Here is a 16,373-nt window from a genome sequence, read left to right on the forward strand (position 1 = left end):
CGGAGCCTCCCCCTCACGTTCGCTTTGCTCACTCGGTAGATTCCACTCCAGCAAGCCCGCAGAGTACCATGCGCTTGCGCATGGGTGAATGCTTCCTTTTCTCGCGCAAAGCGCGTTTTCAAAAGTGCCACGGGCTTGCCCGTGGGAATCTACTTATAATTCAATCATTTCAAGCTGAAAGCTGACCGCTGACCGCTGATCTAAACGTTGAATCGGAAAAGAATGATGTCGCCGTCTTTGACGATGTATTCTTTTCCTTCGGAGCGATATTTCCCTGCGGATTTGACTTGGGCTTCACTGCCCAGAGCCATGAGATCATCGTAATTAAAAATTTCGGCGCGAATGAAACCACGTTCAAAATCGGTGTGAATTTCTCCGGCGGCTTGTGGGGCTTTGGTGCCTTGATGAATTGTCCATGCGCGCACCTCTTTTGGTCCCGCTGTAAAATAGGTGATGAGATGGAGAAGATGATAACCCGAACGAATCAGGCGATTGAGTCCCGGTTCCTTCAAACCGAGTTCTTTCAAAAATTCCATTTTGTCTTCGTCTTTTAATTGCGCCAACTCCGCTTCGAGTTTGCCGCAGAGTGAAACGACTTCGCTCCCTTCTTCCGCCGCAATTTTTTCAACGGTTACCACATGCGCATTTTTTGTGCCTTCTTCGGATATGTTGGCAACGTAGAGCATCGGTTTGGCGGTGAGCAATGAGAACTCTTTGATTGTCGCCTTCTCTTCCGCATTCAAAGATATTTTGCGAATTGCAATGCCCTGTTCCAAACTGGTTTTAAGTTTTCCAAGCAATTCCGCTTTTTTGATGGCTTCTTTGTTTCCGGTCTTCGCTAATTTTTCTTCTTTATCCAGACGTTTGCTGACAGCGTCCAGATCCGCCAAAGCCAATTCTGTATTGATCACTTCAATATCTTCTTTCGGATCGACTTTTCCATGAACGTGCACAACATCCGGATCATCAAAACAGCGCACAACATGGGCGATGGCATCCACTTCCCGAATGTGACTTAAAAATTTGTTGCCGAGCCCCTCTCCCTGACTGGCATTTTTGACCAACCCCGCAATATCAACAAAATCAACCGTGGTGGGGGTTGTCTTCTCCGGTTTATAAATAGTGGTCAGTTTATCCAATCTTGGGTCCGGGACGGGCACCACACCCGTAGAGGGGTCGATCGTGCAAAAGGGAAAATTCTCCGCCGGAACCTGACAGGCCGTCAAAGCGTTGAAAATAGTTGATTTCCCGGCGTTAGGAAGTCCCACAATGCCAATGTTTAAACTCATGAAGAAGCTCTTCTCAAAATTCGACTGAATTTACCAGCAAGAAAAGTCTTTCATTCGTCAATTTAGTTATATTATAAACCCGCTTTCAGGAAAAAATGGATCAGAATACGCGCATAAAAAATCTTTATAAGGCTCTGGAGAGTCGCATTCTTGTGCTCGATGGTGCCACGGGAACCGCTATTCAGGGGAAAAATTTGACCGCCGAGGACTTTGGCGGACCTGAACTGGAAGGATGCAACGAATATCTTGTCATCACCCGTCCCGATATTATCTGCGACTTTCACGAAAATTATCTCGAAGCCGGTGCCGATATTATCGAAACGAATACGTTTGGTGCCACCCCGCTGGTGCTTGAAGAATATGGTTTAGGCGCCAGAGCGTATGAGATAAATGTCGCGGCGGCAAAGCTTGCGCGTGAGGCGTGTGAAAAATATGACACAGCCGACAAGCCCCGTTTTGTGGCAGGTTCCATCGGTCCCACTACCAAAGCCATATCGGTAACCGGTGGTATAACTTTTGAAAGTTTGGAAGAGCATTTTTATATTCAGTCCAAAGCCCTTCTGGAAGGAGGCGTCGATTATTTTCTGATCGAAACGTGTCAGGATACACGCAACATCAAAGCCGCTTTGCTGGCGATGGATCGCCTTTTCAATGAAGTCGGTTTTAAAATTCCCGTTGCTGTTTCCGGAACGATTGAACCGATGGGAACAATGTTGGCGGGCCAGTCGGTGGAGGCTCTCTTTGCGTCTTTAGCCAACCGCGATCTTCTCTACATCGGACTCAACTGTGCCACAGGTCCCGAATTTATGACGGATCCTATCCGCACGCTTGCGACCCTTTCTTCTTTTTGTGTGGCGTGTGTACCGAACGCGGGTCTTCCCGACGAATACGGAAATTATCTGGAAACACCGCAGATGGTGGCGCAAGTGCTCTCCCGTTTTGTGGAAAATGGCTGGATCAATTTGCTCGGCGGCTGTTGTGGTACCGGTCCCGATCACATCAAGGCTCTTTCGGAACTTGCCAAAACGGGAAAACCACGCGTTCCAAAAAAAACTCCGCGGTCTTTTCTCTCCGGTGTTGATTATCTGGAGATCACCGATGAAATGCGCCCGGTGATTGTTGGGGAGCGAACCAATGTTATCGGAAGTAAAAAATTCAAAACTCTAATCTCTGAAGAAAAATTCGAGGAAGCCTCCGATATTGGACGACTCCAAATAAAAAACGGGGCCCAGATTATCGATATCTGTCTTGCGAATCCCGACCGTGAGGAGATGGAAGATATGCGTCGCTTTCTGGAATTTGCGGCGAAAAAAATTCGCGCGCCGTGGATGATCGATTCAACCGATGAAAAAGTCATTGCGATGGCCCTCACCTACAGTCAGGGGAAAGCGATTGTCAATTCTATCAATTTGGAAGATGGAGAGGAACGCTATGAAAAGGTAATTCCCCTCGCCAAAAAATTTGGTGCGGCGTTGGTGGTGGGAACCATTGACGATAATCCATCGCAAGGGATGGCGGTAACGCGTCAGAGAAAATTGGCGGTGGCGGAACGTTCCTACAAATTGCTGACGGAAAAATATGGAATTCTTCCGGAGGATATTTACTGGGATCCGCTTGTTTTTCCGTGTGCCACCGGAGACCGGCAATATGTGGGTTCTGCCGTGGAGACGATCGAGGGCATCCGTCTCATCAAACAAAAATATCCGCGCACAAAAACGGTTTTGGGAATTTCCAATGTCAGTTTCGGTTTGCCTCCTGCGGGACGCGAAGTTTTGAATTCCGTTTTTCTTTATGATTGTGTCAAGGCGGGGCTTGATCTGGCCATTGTCAATTCCGAAAAACTTGTTCGTTACGCCAGCATTCCACCCGAAGAAATAAAACTGGCCGAAGATCTTTTGTATAATCGGGGCGGTGATCCAATTGCCACTTTTGCGGCGCACTTTAGAGAGCGCAAAAGTGTTAATAAGGCTGACAAACAAAAACTCCCTCTGATGGAGCGACTCCCTCGCTATATTATTGAAGGTTCCAAAGATGGATTGGCCGATGATTTAAACGAGATTCTTAAAACGATGAAGCCCATCGACATTATCAATGGCCCTCTGATGCAGGGAATGGATGAAGTAGGAAAACTCTTCAACGCCAATCAATTGATTGTGGCTGAAGTTTTGCAATCGGCCGAAGCGATGAAATCGGCCGTGGCTTGTTTGGAACCATTCATGGAAAAATCAGAAACGGCCGCACGAGGCAAAGTAATTTTGGCCACCGTGAAAGGGGATGTGCACGATATTGGAAAAAATCTGGTTGATATTATTCTGTCCAACAACGGTTTTGAAGTGGTGAATTTGGGAATCAAGGTGCCGCCGGAGCAGTTGATTACCGCTATTCGCGAACACAACCCTGATATTGTAGGCCTCTCCGGACTTCTTGTAAAATCAGCTCAGCAAATGGTTGTTACCGCCGACGATTTTGCAAAAGCCGGAGTGGATGTTCCGATGTTGGTGGGAGGGGCGGCGCTTTCTTCCAATTTTGTCGACAAAAATATTTCGAAATCCTACAGCACCGGAACGGTTGCTTATGCCTCCGATGCAATGAATGGTCTGGAGCTGGCAAAAGTTATTGTCGACCCTGAAAAATTTGAAAAATTAAAAAAAGAATTGTTGGCGAAGAGAACGAAATTGAAAGAGGAAGTCGGTCCATCGGCAGAGGCGAAGACGAAGGAATCGCCGAAACGGATATTCATCATTCAACCTCTTCCATTTTCGAATTTGCCAATTCCTTCTGATTTCAATCGGCATGTGATTCGAAATACTCCGATCGAACAAGTCTGGAAATATATCAACCCGCTGATGCTTTATGGACGCCATTTGGGAATCAAGGGGGGAGTCCTTCGCAAATTAGAAAAAGGAGAAGGACAAGATGAACCGAAAGCAAAAGAAATTTGGAATGCAGTACAGGCGGTGAAAAAAGAATATGCCAATACCGTCGTCATGCAACCTTCTGCGGTCTATCAATTTTTCAAGGCTTCCAGCGAGGGAAATTCTCTTTTTGTCTATCCTGAAAAAGAGAAACCCGTTGTTTTTAATTTTCCGCGCCAACAAAAGGGCGATGGTTTGTGTCTGGCCGATTACACGCTCGGCAAAAAAAATGAGGAGGTTCTCGATTCGGTCGCCCTCTTCGTTGTGTCCGTGGGAAGGGAAGTGCGGGAACTTGCCGAGAAATTAAAAAATTCAGGCGACTATCTACGTTCCCACATTCTTCAAGCCTTGGCTCTGGAATCGGCGGAAGCCTATGCGGAATTGTTACATGCGCAACTGCGCAAGGCGTGGGGTTTTCCCGACGCCGTTGACATGACAATGATGGATCGTTTTCAGGCCAAATATCGCGGGAAACGCTACTCCTTTGGATACCCAGCCTGCCCACGTTTGGAAGATCAAGCTCTTTTATGGACTCTTTTAAAGCCTGAAGAGATTGGCGTTCAGCTTACCGAAGGTTTCATGATGGACCCCGAAGCCAGCGTCTCAGCCCTAGTTTTTCACCATCCGCAGGCCACCTATTTTTCCGTGGGTTTTGGGAAGGAGAATCAAGAATAAGTAAATTTACAGATTACTTACGGACATCGATATATCATTGAATCTGGACGACCTCCTGGTTTTGGCCCTGTTAGATAATTGCTGTTTAGCGGTCCCTCACAGTTGAAGTGTGCATCAGAGTGCTGGTTGCCTCCCCAGTCCAATATCAATAAGTCATAAAATGAACAAACCATCCCAATAGTGTTGCCACTATATTGTGGATTCCGTGAATCGCTGATGCGTGTCAGAAAAGAATCAAGTCTGGTATTCATTGTTGACCATGCATCTATCCATGTCTGAACTTGGTGACTGGTGCTTGGAAGGGTACCTGTACACGAAAATCTTGGATTTATATGATATGCAAGAGAACAAGTCGTTCCCGAAAATCCATTTGCGATAAATGACTGTTGAATTGTCTCTGGAGAATCCATGCTGAGACACCTAAGATTGGGGACAAAAGCTGTCGGGCTATCCAGAGAGGCGAGTTGACTGATACCGTTATCGATAAATGATTGATAGGAAGTTTCCAGATAGGAATCAGTTGCCAATGCATTGACAATGTTGCTGTAAATCTTGGCATCGTTTGCGACAATTGCATTAATCAAGGATTTGAAATGAACTCTGTCATTTTGGTATAAATAGGCTATGAGTGCATAGCCATAGCGATAGAGTTTGAAATCATATGATGATGTGGCATGAACGACATCTGCCACACTAAGGCGGTTGTTCCCGTCGTGTTGGATCCGTGAAAACATAATTTTTCGTAATTTGATACCGTCCTTTCTAGTGCTGTAGTCGAAAAACTCTGCAGCGCCTTCACTGAACCACAGTAGTTTGCTGTCCGCATAAAGAGGAGACGAGCCCCACATCCCTTGGATTAGGTAGCGGCCTTGAAGATAATGGGTGAATTCATGACGAAAAAGCTCTTCGAGTGTATAAACACTTTCAGATGGCAATCTCTCGTATGAGTAAAAGGTTCCTTCATCTTCGATGTAAATGCCGCCGCAATCGGAATCAAGATCAAAGAGGAGCGGCTGGTAGCTGTCCCAGTCATCCGGATTGTTGTAGATATAGATTTTAAGCTTTTCATTGGGATCATTCGGAACTGGAGTAACTCTTCCCGTGGCCCTTTGATGCTGGAAAGAAACCTCTTTTGATGCGTAATAAAGTTTTTGGATTTTGCCTGTGGGAAGAGGTGTTTGGATAATTATCCTGCCATCGTCAAAGGAATAGGTGTTGGGAAATATTTGTTTTTTGGCCTCCGCAAGGGCTTTGGACCAACAGACCTGTGTTCCGTCGGAAAGAGAGGAACAATCCTTTCCATATTTTGTATTTGTAATAGATTTTATAATCCACAATTGTGGTTCAAGGTGTCCAGTAAAAGTATGATAGGCGGAAGTGAGATATGCAAGTGCCGTTGTTCTCAATGTGGAATCGACTGAAGAGTCTCGAGATATTTCACCCACGATGTAAATAGCATTGAGGACCAGATAAATTTTCTTATTATCGAGATCAGTCTTGTTTGCAAGTTCGCCAAGAGAACTGATTATGTCCGGATGTATATTGAAGAATCTAAAGCTAGTGAGATTATAGAGAACGTTATAAAGTGTCCGACGTTGATTGTGACTCTCAAAACGATTGTTTTCTCGAAGGAATGTTTGAATGATGTTGTTGTATAAAAAAGCAAATTGGTCATTCCATCTGTCACCATAAAGGGCAGTAATGAGATAGTATGCTATAGAAGTCGCATCGTTGTTATCATCTAGGAAATGTGTGCTTCTTGACACCGCCAAAAATGCATTTCGTGATGCGTTGTCTACATCGGGACCATTAAAATCAACTTTTTCATACCATGCCTGATAATAAGCAACTTTGAGAAACTCGACTAATTGTAATAGACCCAGTTCATTTGTCCCATTATAATTTGCGGCCAGAGAGTTGATCTCGGCTGCAACGGCCAACATGTTTTGGTTGTTATAGAGATGTTGAATGTTTTCGTTGTAATCCCAAACGACCTTCATACACCGTTCATCGTGCGTGCGCAGAAATGAAACAAGACCCTGAGGCGTGAGGCTTGCAAGATTCATTGCCGAACACGCATTGCCATTGCTTGCATCTGTGGTTGTACCACTGTCGCCCATTTCGCCTTGCCCTCGAGCCTCCGATCCCTCTTCAATGGAGTACGATCGTCTATCTCTGGTATTTGTAGGATACATTACGGGTCGTCCAGACAATGGAATGCCAAGCTGAGGGTTAGCATCGTGATTCATTTTTAGATCCTTATCCCTCGTTGGTTGAATCGTGCCTATCGGCAGAAGACGCCTAAGGTTAAGGTATGTTTTCACCTCAGATTCGGGTAGTTTCTCTCTTAGCTGAGATTTGTCATAGCGAAAGAGCATGTCTGCTTGTGCTGGCGAGAGGAACTTTTGAGGTTGTGGTATCTTCTGCTGTACTGATGGTGAAATTGTTGCTTTTTTGGGTGGTATGGTTGCGAGCGGTTTGTCAGGTGGTTTGATAGTAGGAGATTTAATAATAGTCGGTGCTTTCTTTTGCGGTGTCCATTGCGTGGAGCCGGAAGCATAGTTTCCCAAAAACGCTAAACATGCCACAGCGGAACAAACTATTTTTTGAAAAGTTTTCATAAATTTCCCTCGATAGGCTTGGAAAGTGCATATCGCGTGCCAAAGGCATTCCAGAATCGAGTTGACGAAAAATCAAAGACTTGCGACGTTCTGCTCTGCTCTGCTCTGGGTGTTTTTCTACTTGAATTATCAAAATGGAAGTCAAAATTTTGACGGTTTTATGGGGTCACAGAATTGGGGTCAGGCTGTAATAATTTACTATTGACGGTTGGCTCTGCCTTGAGTACGAATATACCCCAATGGCACGTAAACCACGCATCGAGTATTGCGGCGCGCTTTATCATGTCTTGTCGCGTGGCAATCAAAAACGCCCCACTTTCAAGACCGCCACGGATTATGAAGACTATCTTGGCCGGCTATGGCGCTATCATGAAAAATTTGGTTTTGTTCTTTATGCTTATTGTCTGATGCCCAATCACATTCATCTTCTTATTGAGGCGCGCGATGTCCCCTTGTCCAAAATCATGCAGGCGGTTCAGTTCAGCTACACACAGTCGTTCAATCGGCGCCACAAGACGGTGGGACACCTTTTTCAGGGACGGTATAAGGCCATCTTGTGTCAGCATGATGAATATCTTTTGGAACTGGTTCGTTACATTCATCTCAATCCGGTGAGAGCGAGGTTTGTCAAGAACCCAAAGGATTATAAATGGAGTTCCCATCGGGCTCTGCTGGGATTGGAAAAAGAGCCGCACTGTGATTCTCCGGGCGTGCTGAATCTGTTTGGGAAGCGGCACAAGGAGGCGGCAAAACGATACGAGACTTTCGTGCTGGAGGCAATTGGCATGGGGCATCGGAAAGAATTTTATCAGGCCAAGGATCAGCGCGTGCTGGGCAAGGATAAATTTGTCGCAAAAACTCTTGCGAAGGAAGAAAACAGCCATGGGGCGCATTGTTTTTATAAGGTGTCATTGCAGGAAATAATTGATGCCGTTGCGCGCGAGTGGAACATTCCGCCCGAAATGATTTTGTCGCCACGGCGGTCGCGCCTCGGGAGCTTCGCGCGCAGTATGGTTGCTGTTCTTGCTAAATCGGTTTCCGGAATGACGATGAAGGAAGTGGGGCGCCATTTCTCAAAGGGAGAATCGGCTATGGCGCATCGGTATCGGGCTCTGGAGGAGAGTTTTTCGCAGGATGCGGGGTTGTTTAAGAGATGGCGCCGCCTGCACGACTTCCTCATCGTTGACAAACCAAGGAGTTTGGATGGTGGCATAATATAAATAGTAAATTATTACAGCCTGACCCCAGAGTTTTACTAGTTTTCCGCAGGGTCCATCGAAAATAATTAGGCAACTTTTTTGGGAAACTGACGAAGATTCTTATGAAGAGAAATTTATGACCCAACCCATTTGCCAGCCTTTTATTCTTGTGAGTCACAATCCCGAATATGCTTTCAGGGTTGTTGATAAAAATTGTGATGGCGTTTTGAGGGCAGAAGATAGAGACGATGTTTTTATGGCCAGTGAGGATGCTTTTTTAAATCTTATTCCAAAGGTTCCGGAAAGGGTCTGGAATCATTTTCCGACCACAGGCATTCTCAAACCACTGGAAGAATATGCTGTGGAACGGGATCATTATATTACTATTTGGAAAACTGTGGGTTTTGGCTTAATTTTGTTTATGGGGTATGTGATTCTAAAAAAAGATACTTCACAACTTTTTCTCTATCTTCAGGGAACAACACAACACTCTTTTGCTGTTCCCGATTGGACTTAGTCATTGTAAATATGGAAACAGTAGGTCTTATCAGTCTTGGTTGTGCCAGAAATCTCGTGGATTCGGAGGTGATGTTGGGGTCGCTCAAAAAAGCGGGCTACTACATTTCACATGATCCGAAACTCTGCGACGTTTTGATCGTCAACACCTGCGGGTTTATTGAAGATTCGAAAAAAGAATCGATCGATACGATTCTGGAAATGGCGGCGTTTAAAAAATCAGGAAAACTTAAAAAACTCGTGATGGCCGGTTGTTTGGCACAACGCTATTCCAAAGAACTTTCTGAAGAATTGTCCGAGGTCGATCTTTTTGTCGGGACTGGTGATTTTCCGAAGATTGCTGAATTGCTGAATGAGAAAGAACGTGTGGTGGTTGGCAAACCGCGCGCCTTGGCCGACGAAACATTTCCGAGAACACTCGTTACTCCCAGACATTATGCCTATCTGAAATTGGCGGAAGGGTGTCAGCACTCCTGTTCTTTTTGCGTGATTCCAAAATTGCGCGGACCTTTGCGCTCCCGCTCCATTGATTCCTTGGTGGCGGAAACCAAAAATCTTATTCAACAGGGAGTAAAAGAGTTTAATCTGATCGCGCAGGACTCCACCGGCTATGGTCGCGACAAAAAAGATGGAACGACATTGCGAAAATTGATGGAACAATTGGTGAAGCTAAAAGGTGAAAAATGGTTTCGACTTTTTTACGCCTATCCGCACGGTTTTCCGATGGAGGTAGTTGATTTCATGAAGGCGGAACCGGATTTTTGCAATTACCTCGATATGCCGATTCAGCATATGAATGACGCAATTTTAAAAGCCATGCGTCGCGAAGGAACCTCCAAAGACATTCACAATATTATTGAAATGGTGCGCGCAAAAATTCCCGAAGTGACATTGCGTACCACCTGCATTGTTGGTTATCCGGGTGAAACCGACGCCGCGTTTGAAGAACTGTTGGATTTTATCGAAGAGGGACATTTTGATCACGTCGGTGTTTTTACCTATTCAGAAGAAGAGGGGACCCACGCCGCAAAATCCAAAGACGATGTTCCTTCAAAAATAAAACGCGAAAGAAAAAAACGTTTGATGGAATCGCAACAAAAAATTGCGCAAGAGCGCAATGAACGCTGGGTCGGAAAAGAAATCAAAGTCTTAATCGAGGGACCCAGCAAAGAATCCAATTTAGTCATGACCGCCCGTCATGAAGGTCAGGCGCCCGATGTGGATGGAATTGTTTACCTCAATGAATGCGATTTGCCCGCAGGCCAATTTGCCACCGTGAAGATCACCCAAGTTCACGCATACGATTTGGTGGGCTCACTTATCTAACCACTTCCACGGATCAGCACTGAATTTTAGAAGATTTTTTTCCTGTGCGGCGGAGATGATGCGTCCCTCTTTTGCAATTTGCAACAGTGTTGGAAAATTGGTGAGTGGTGTCAGTTGACAATTTATTTTTTTGAATTGCGCGAGGGCTTCCGGAAAACCGTAACTGAAAATGGAAAAACAATGATCGACTTTGGCGCCCGCGTTGCGGAGTGCTTCAATGGCGGCGATACTCGATCCTCCCGTGCTGACCAGATCTTCAATCACCACCGCTTCAATGCCGGGTGTGACTTTTCCTTCCACCTGATTTTGCTTTCCATGATCTTTGATTGCGGCGCGAATATAAACCATGGGTTTTGTGAGACGGTCGGAAACCCACGCGGCATGGGCGATAGCGCCTGTGGCAACGCCGGCGATGAGTCCCACATTGGGAATTTTTTCCTTGATGAGATGACAGAAAGCTTCGCGTACTCGCCGTCTGGCTTCGGGATAAGACATCAAAAGACGATTGTCGCAGTAGATTGGAGATTTGATACCGCTAGCCCAAGTGAAAGGTTGATCGGGGCGAAGTGTGACGGCGCCGACATCCAGCAAAATCCGGGCAATTTCCTGTTCAATTTGGTTCATTATTTTTTGTTATTGCGGGCAATGACAAATATATCACCGCCTGTCAATCACCTTGTGTTCCCCCGCCTTCTGTGGCAGAAGCGCCGATGTTATGGCCAATGAACTCATCTTAAATGTCACCCTTGGTGAAACGCGAGTCGCCCGTTTGGAAAATGGGGTGGTCTCGGAACTCTATATTGAGCGGGCCAAAGAGCAGGGCGTTGTCGGGAATGTTTATAAAGGAAAAGTGGTGCGGGTGTTGCCCGGCATGCAGGCGGCTTTTGTTGACATTGGTCTTGAGAGAACCGCCTTTTTGCACGCGTCGGATGTTGTGCAGGAGCTGACGCGTTTTGATGTCGATATCGACGACGACCCCGAAGAGGAACAACCCAAACACAAACGTTTTTCCCACGCACGCAATCGCAAAATTGAAGACCTTCTCAAAGAAGGACGTGAAATTCTGGTGCAAGTTGAAAAAGAACCGATGGGAACCAAAGGCGCCCGACTCACCTCCCATATTTCACTGCCCGGTCGTTATTCGGTTTTCATGCCGACTGTCAATCACATTGGTATTTCCAGACGTCTTGATGACGCCAAAGAGAGAAAAAGACTGCGTCAACTGATCGATCAGGCAAGACCAAAAGGCAGTGGTTTTATCATCCGAACCGCCTGTGTTGGAATTTCCGATGAAGAAATTACTGCCGACATGGAATATCTCGTAAAAGCTTGGCGCGAAATTGAGCAGAAAGCGGCGGGTGCAAAACCCCCCGCGTTAGTTCATGCAGAGCTGGATGTTTTGCTCCGCGCCGTGCGCGATCTTTTCACGCCCGATATTGATCGTCTCGTGATCGATAATAAAGAAGGTTATGACCGCGTCATCAGTTTCATCAGCGCTTTCATGCCGAGTCTCAAAAATTCGATCCAACTCTATCAGGGAACAGAACCGATTTTCGATCATTTCGGTATTGAAATTGAAATCACGCGGGCCCTTGGTCAGAAAGTTTGGCTCAAAAGCGGAGGCTACATTATTATTGAACAGACGGAAGCACTCACCGCCATTGACGTTAACACGGGTCGGTTTGTGGGGCGCCATAATCTGGATGACACAATTCTCAAAACAAATCTGGAAGCAGTTCGGGAGATTGTCTATCAGCTTCGTTTGCGCAGTCTCGGCGGTATCATCATTCTCGATTTCATTGACATGGAACGCCATGCCGACAAAACAAAAGTTTTCAACTCTCTCAAAGAATCGCTGAAAGCCGACCGCGCCCGCACCACGATCACCAAAATTTCCGATCTCGGTCTTGTGGAAATGACGCGCAAAAGAACCCGCGAAGATTTGCGCCGCCAGCTCACAGACCCATGTCCTTATTGCGAAGGAAAAGGTTATCTAAAAAGTGCCACAACCGTTTGTTACGAAATTTTCCGTGAGATCCAGCGCGAAATGGAAGGACTCAAAGGAAAACAGATTGTTGTGTATGTACATCCCAATGTCGCCAACATGCTTTACGACGAAGAGCGCAAATGGCTCGAGGCTCTGGAAGAGCGATACAAAAAAAGAATCAGTGTCAAGACCGTCTCAGATTATCATCTGGAACAATTCGATGTAGCCGAAGCAAAAGCGGAAACCCTAAAGAGTGACTCCTAACATGTCGTCATTCCTGCGAAGGCAGGAATCCAGAAAATCTGAAAAACACTGGATCCCTGCCTTCGCAGGGATGACAAAAAAAGAGACCATAAGGTTAATGGCGTCAAGTGCGTATCCATAGTACCATATCTATTATGGTACCCCGAAGTCGTATAAAATCCGAATCGTTTGGCGCCCACACGGAGTGGGATCTTTTAAAAGAGGTGGTGGTGGGACGCATTGAGGGGGCGGTGGTGTCCGATGAACCCCTTCCGATGATTCAGGCGACCATGCCCCAAAAATATTGGGAGTTTTTTCAGAAGAATGCCGGGAAACCGTTTCCTCAAGCACAAATCGACGCCGCTAATAAAGATTTAGAAACCTTCGTCCATATTTTAGAAGCGGAAGGGGTGAAAGTCCGCCGTCCCGATTTGCCGGGAAATCTTTTTTCCAAGCCGATTGAAACCGCGCACTGGAAAACAAAAGGTGGATTTTATGCCGCCATGCCGCGCGACAAATTTCTTTTGATAGGAAATAAAATAATTGAAGCGCCGATGTCATGGCGTTCCCGTCGCAATGAAAGTATTCCATATCAAACATTGATGAAGGAATATGAGAGTCGCGGTGCGGAATGGATTATTCCGTCTTTGCCGCAAATGACGGAAAAAGATTACACCGCGGGTTGGAGATATTCGGAAGATCAATTTCAGTCCGTGATTACGGAAGAAGAACCGATTTTTGAAGCGGCCGATTTTATAAGATTGGGAAAAGATATTCTTGCCTTGCAAAGTCATGTAACAAATCGAAAAGGGATTGAGTGGCTCGAAAAATTTTTGGGCGATGCGTATCACGTTCATGTTATCGATGTCCCAAATGCCCACCGGATGCACATCGATACAACCCTGACTTTATTAAAACCGGGATTGTTGCTCGCGAATCCGGTATGGGTTCCGCCGTCTGTCGTGGCAAAACTCAAAAAAGGAATTTTAAAACATTGGGATATTGTGCCGGCCCCGCAACCGGTTATTCCCGACAGTCATCCCCTCTACATGACCAGCAAATGGGTCAGCATGAATGTGATCATGATTGATACAGAGAGAGTTTTTGTGGAAACTCATGATGAACCGTTATTCAAGTTAATGAGAAATCTGGGACTCAAACCAATTCGTTGTCCCTTCCGAAATTTCAATACTTTTGGCGGGTCTTTTCATTGCGCAACGATTGATGTCTGGCGTGAAGGCTCTCTGAAATCCTACCTTTAAATTTAAAGGGCAAACCGGAATTCAATTTGGGCGGGGCCTATTTCCACATTCATGGAATTATCGTGATAGATGGGAACGGTTCGCATCGGGGCAAAATTTTGTCGAATTTTTCTCTCCGATTCCCACGAGTCAAAATTGGTACGTGAATCGGTTTTTGCATCACGGTCTTGGGTGGGATCTTTGTCTTTCAAATTGAAATGATCGTTCTCCCGAGCCAATACAGACATTGAAAATATAAAAATACCCAATAAAATCAGTAATAATGCTATTTTTCTCATCCAACCTTCCTCTCATTATAGTTATCGGCAAATCCCCAGAAAAGTTGCTTAGGAGGTTGACTTAAGAGGGTGAATCCGCTAACTACACGCCCTCCAAAGGAGTTTTTATGTACGCGGTTGTTGCTAATGGAAGTCATCAATACAAAGTAGCCGAAGGACTCAAGTTTTCCGTCGAAAAATTAGACGGAGAAATCGGTTCTAAAATTGTTCTCGACAAGGTGCTTTTGGTCGGGGGTGAGGGAGAACTGAAATTGGGAAATCCCTTTTTGGCCAGCGCCACAGTAGAGGCCGAAATTCTGGAACAGGGAAAAGACAAAAAGATTTTAATTTTGAAAAAGAAACGCCGCAAAGGATATCGCAAAAAACAGGGTCACAGACAGACTTTTACTTTGTTAAAAGTAAATAAAATTTTGTTTTAATTTTAATTTTGATTTTTGATTTTTAATTTTTGGTTTTTGATTTTTAATTTTGAGCGGAGCGATTATGGCACATAAAAAAGCAGGTGGATCGACAAAAAACGGAAGAGATAGTCACGGCCAGCGCCGTGGTGTGAAACGCTATTCCGGTCAGCTTGTCAAAGCGGGAAATATTTTGGTAAGACAATGCGGTACAAAAATCCACCCCGGTTTGAATGTTGGCGTGGGTAAAGATTGGACAATCTTCGCAAAGATCGATGGCATTGTAACTTTTGAAAACAAGGGAAAAACAAAAAGGCAGGTCAGCATTTATCCGCAAAAAAGTGTTTAGGTGTTTGAGTGTTTAATTATTTAAGTTCTCAGCCCTCTTATGAGGGCTTTTTTATTTGAGATATGAAGCACGTTAATGATTACGTGAGTGGTGAAAAATGCGGGTGACAGCCGCGCAGAGGGTGCGAGGGGCCCCTTTTTTGGGGAGACGCACCCCGAGCGGCTGGCAGGACCCGCATTTTTCACCACTCACGTAATCACCAAGGACGAAATGAAATTTATTGACGAAGCTATTATTGAAATCAAAGCAGGGGATGGTGGAGACGGCTGTGTCAGTTTTCGCCGGGAAAAATATGTCGCCCGTGGAGGTCCGGATGGAGGCAATGGGGGACACGGCGGCAGTTGTATTGTCAAATCCAAAGCTGGCATTACCACTTTGATGGATCTGAAATACCGGAAACATTTCGAAGCACAGAACGGAGAACATGGTAAAGGGAAAAACATGTACGGCAAGTCGGGCGAAGATGTGGCGATTGTTGTACCTGTGGGAACGGTTGTCAAAGATCCCGATTCTAAAACCGTATTGATTGATTTTACAAAACCGAATCAGGAATTTGTGGTGGCGAAAGGGGGAAGAGGGGGGCACGGCAATGCGCACTACGCCTCTTCCACCCGTCAAGCTCCCGATTTTGCCAATAAGGGAACCCCCGGCAAAGAATGCCGCATTCTTCTTGAATTAAAACTTCTGGCCGATGTGGGGTTGATTGGTTTTCCAAATGCCGGGAAATCAACTCTCATTTCCGCCATCTCAAATGCGCGTCCCAAAATTGCCGATTATCCTTTTACAACAAAAGTTCCCCATCTGGGCGTGGTGCGAGTTGATGTGGAAAAAAGTTTTGTGGTGGCCGACATCCCCGGTTTGATTGAAGGCGCTCACGAAGGGGCCGGCATGGGAATTCAATTCCTCAAACACATTGAGAGAACACGCGTGTTGCTCCATCTCATCGACATTACCGACTCGGAGCACACCGACCCTTTGCAACAATACAAGGCGATTTGGACCGAATTAAAAGCATACCGTGCTGATCTCGCCAAAAAACCGGAACTGATTATTTTGACAAAAATGGATATCCCGGAAGCCCATGAACGCAAAAAAGAGGCCGAAGCTATTTTTAAAAAACTTAAGAAAAATGTTTTGTCGATATCCGCGGCCAAGAGGGAAGGTTTGAAAACATTAATTGAAGAGACGGCCAAACTTCTTGCCTCAAAGGGTTGACTTCATACAGTAAATGTTGTTTGAAGAATGTGGTGAAAAAGTTGTGTGAGGAGAATTTTGGGGTTTCGCGCAGGCAATTTTAACGAACGGGATATAAAGC

13 protein-coding genes are annotated in these 16,373 nt (G+C 45.6%); 9 read left to right on the plus strand and 4 right to left on the minus strand.

Features of this window, described 5'->3' with window-relative positions:
• Positions 1-200: 200 nt before the first annotated feature.
• A complete protein-coding gene (gene ychF, locus HY877_03405; protein ID MBI5299325.1) occupies positions 201-1,289 on the minus strand; it encodes a redox-regulated ATPase YchF in 1,089 nt (362 codons plus the stop codon).
• 95 nt (positions 1,290-1,384) lie between these two features.
• Here ychF and metH point away from each other — a divergent pair, with 95 nt between their 5' ends.
• A complete protein-coding gene (metH, locus tag HY877_03410) occupies positions 1,385-4,879 on the plus strand; it encodes a methionine synthase (protein MBI5299326.1) in 3,495 nt (1,164 codons plus the stop codon).
• 17 nt (positions 4,880-4,896) lie between these two features.
• Here metH and HY877_03415 read toward each other — a convergent pair whose 3' ends face one another.
• Positions 4,897-7,500 carry a collagenase gene (locus HY877_03415; GenBank protein MBI5299327.1) on the minus strand — a complete coding sequence of 868 codons (2,604 nt, stop codon included), beginning with the start codon at positions 7,498-7,500 and terminating at the stop codon, positions 4,897-4,899.
• A gap of 239 nt (positions 7,501-7,739) precedes the next feature.
• Here HY877_03415 and HY877_03420 point away from each other — a divergent pair, with 239 nt between their 5' ends.
• The 3 genes from HY877_03420 (at position 7,740) to rimO (ending at position 10,541) form a co-directional block, all read left to right on the plus strand.
• Positions 7,740-8,720: a transposase gene (locus HY877_03420; protein ID MBI5299328.1), complete on the plus strand. Its 981-nt coding sequence runs from the start codon at positions 7,740-7,742 to the stop codon at positions 8,718-8,720.
• A gap of 115 nt (positions 8,721-8,835) precedes the next feature.
• Positions 8,836-9,216: a hypothetical protein gene (locus tag HY877_03425; GenBank protein MBI5299329.1), complete on the plus strand. Its 381-nt coding sequence runs from the start codon at positions 8,836-8,838 to the stop codon at positions 9,214-9,216.
• 11 nt (positions 9,217-9,227) lie between these two features.
• Positions 9,228-10,541: a 30S ribosomal protein S12 methylthiotransferase RimO gene (gene rimO / locus HY877_03430; GenBank protein MBI5299330.1), complete on the plus strand. Its 1,314-nt coding sequence runs from the start codon at positions 9,228-9,230 to the stop codon at positions 10,539-10,541.
• Here the strand turns inward: rimO and HY877_03435 are convergent.
• Entirely contained in the window at positions 10,530-11,165 is a 636-nt protein-coding gene (locus tag HY877_03435; GenBank protein ID MBI5299331.1) for an orotate phosphoribosyltransferase, read from the minus strand. The genes rimO and HY877_03435 overlap by 12 nt on opposite strands.
• A 91-nt stretch (positions 11,166-11,256) precedes the next feature.
• On the opposite strand from HY877_03435, the gene HY877_03440 reads away from it, so the two are divergent.
• Positions 11,257-12,792, plus strand: a complete 1,536-nt coding sequence (locus HY877_03440) for an Rne/Rng family ribonuclease (GenBank protein MBI5299332.1) — start codon at positions 11,257-11,259, stop codon at positions 12,790-12,792.
• 134 nt (positions 12,793-12,926) lie between these two features.
• On the plus strand, positions 12,927-14,033 hold the full coding sequence (locus HY877_03445) for an amidinotransferase (GenBank protein MBI5299333.1): 1,107 nt from the start codon (positions 12,927-12,929) through the stop codon (positions 14,031-14,033).
• Positions 14,034-14,035: 2 nt separating this feature from the next.
• On the opposite strand, the gene HY877_03450 is transcribed toward HY877_03445, so the two are convergent.
• Complete coding sequence (locus tag HY877_03450; GenBank protein ID MBI5299334.1) at positions 14,036-14,311, minus strand: hypothetical protein; 276 nt, start codon at positions 14,309-14,311, stop codon at positions 14,036-14,038.
• 107 nt (positions 14,312-14,418) lie between these two features.
• Between HY877_03450 and rplU the strand changes: the two genes are divergently transcribed.
• The 3 genes from rplU (at position 14,419) to obgE (ending at position 16,273) form a co-directional block, all read left to right on the plus strand.
• Positions 14,419-14,730 carry a 50S ribosomal protein L21 gene (gene rplU / locus HY877_03455; protein ID MBI5299335.1) on the plus strand — a complete coding sequence of 104 codons (312 nt, stop codon included), beginning with the start codon at positions 14,419-14,421 and terminating at the stop codon, positions 14,728-14,730.
• Positions 14,731-14,794: 64 nt separating this feature from the next.
• Positions 14,795-15,058 (plus strand): 50S ribosomal protein L27, encoded by a 264-nt coding sequence (gene rpmA, locus HY877_03460; protein MBI5299336.1) that lies wholly within the window; start codon positions 14,795-14,797, stop codon positions 15,056-15,058.
• Positions 15,059-15,268: 210 nt separating this feature from the next.
• Complete coding sequence (gene obgE, locus HY877_03465; protein MBI5299337.1) at positions 15,269-16,273, plus strand: GTPase ObgE; 1,005 nt, start codon at positions 15,269-15,271, stop codon at positions 16,271-16,273.
• Positions 16,274-16,373: the final 100 nt, after the last annotated feature.

This window comes from Deltaproteobacteria bacterium (assembly GCA_016213065.1).
GTDB lineage: Bacteria > UBA10199 > UBA10199 > SPLOWO2-01-44-7 > SPLOWO2-01-44-7 > JACRBV01.

Excerpts from the sequence above, each read along its gene's own strand:
- ychF (MBI5299325.1), bottom strand. The coding sequence starts at position 1,289 with ATGAGTTTAAACATTGGCATTGTGGGACTTCCTAACGCCGGGAAATCA.
- metH (MBI5299326.1), top strand. The coding sequence starts at position 1,385 with ATGGATCAGAATACGCGCATAAAAAATCTTTATAAGGCTCTGGAGAGT.
- HY877_03415 (MBI5299327.1), bottom strand. The coding sequence starts at position 7,500 with ATGAAAACTTTTCAAAAAATAGTTTGTTCCGCTGTGGCATGTTTAGCG.
- HY877_03420 (MBI5299328.1), top strand. The coding sequence starts at position 7,740 with ATGGCACGTAAACCACGCATCGAGTATTGCGGCGCGCTTTATCATGTC.
- HY877_03425 (MBI5299329.1), top strand. The coding sequence starts at position 8,836 with ATGACCCAACCCATTTGCCAGCCTTTTATTCTTGTGAGTCACAATCCC.
- rimO (MBI5299330.1), top strand. The coding sequence starts at position 9,228 with ATGGAAACAGTAGGTCTTATCAGTCTTGGTTGTGCCAGAAATCTCGTG.
- HY877_03435 (MBI5299331.1), bottom strand. The coding sequence starts at position 11,165 with ATGAACCAAATTGAACAGGAAATTGCCCGGATTTTGCTGGATGTCGGC.
- HY877_03440 (MBI5299332.1), top strand. The coding sequence starts at position 11,257 with ATGGCCAATGAACTCATCTTAAATGTCACCCTTGGTGAAACGCGAGTC.
- HY877_03445 (MBI5299333.1), top strand. The coding sequence starts at position 12,927 with ATGGTACCCCGAAGTCGTATAAAATCCGAATCGTTTGGCGCCCACACG.
- HY877_03450 (MBI5299334.1), bottom strand. The coding sequence starts at position 14,311 with ATGAGAAAAATAGCATTATTACTGATTTTATTGGGTATTTTTATATTT.
- rplU (MBI5299335.1), top strand. The coding sequence starts at position 14,419 with ATGTACGCGGTTGTTGCTAATGGAAGTCATCAATACAAAGTAGCCGAA.
- rpmA (MBI5299336.1), top strand. The coding sequence starts at position 14,795 with ATGGCACATAAAAAAGCAGGTGGATCGACAAAAAACGGAAGAGATAGT.
- obgE (MBI5299337.1), top strand. The coding sequence starts at position 15,269 with ATGAAATTTATTGACGAAGCTATTATTGAAATCAAAGCAGGGGATGGT.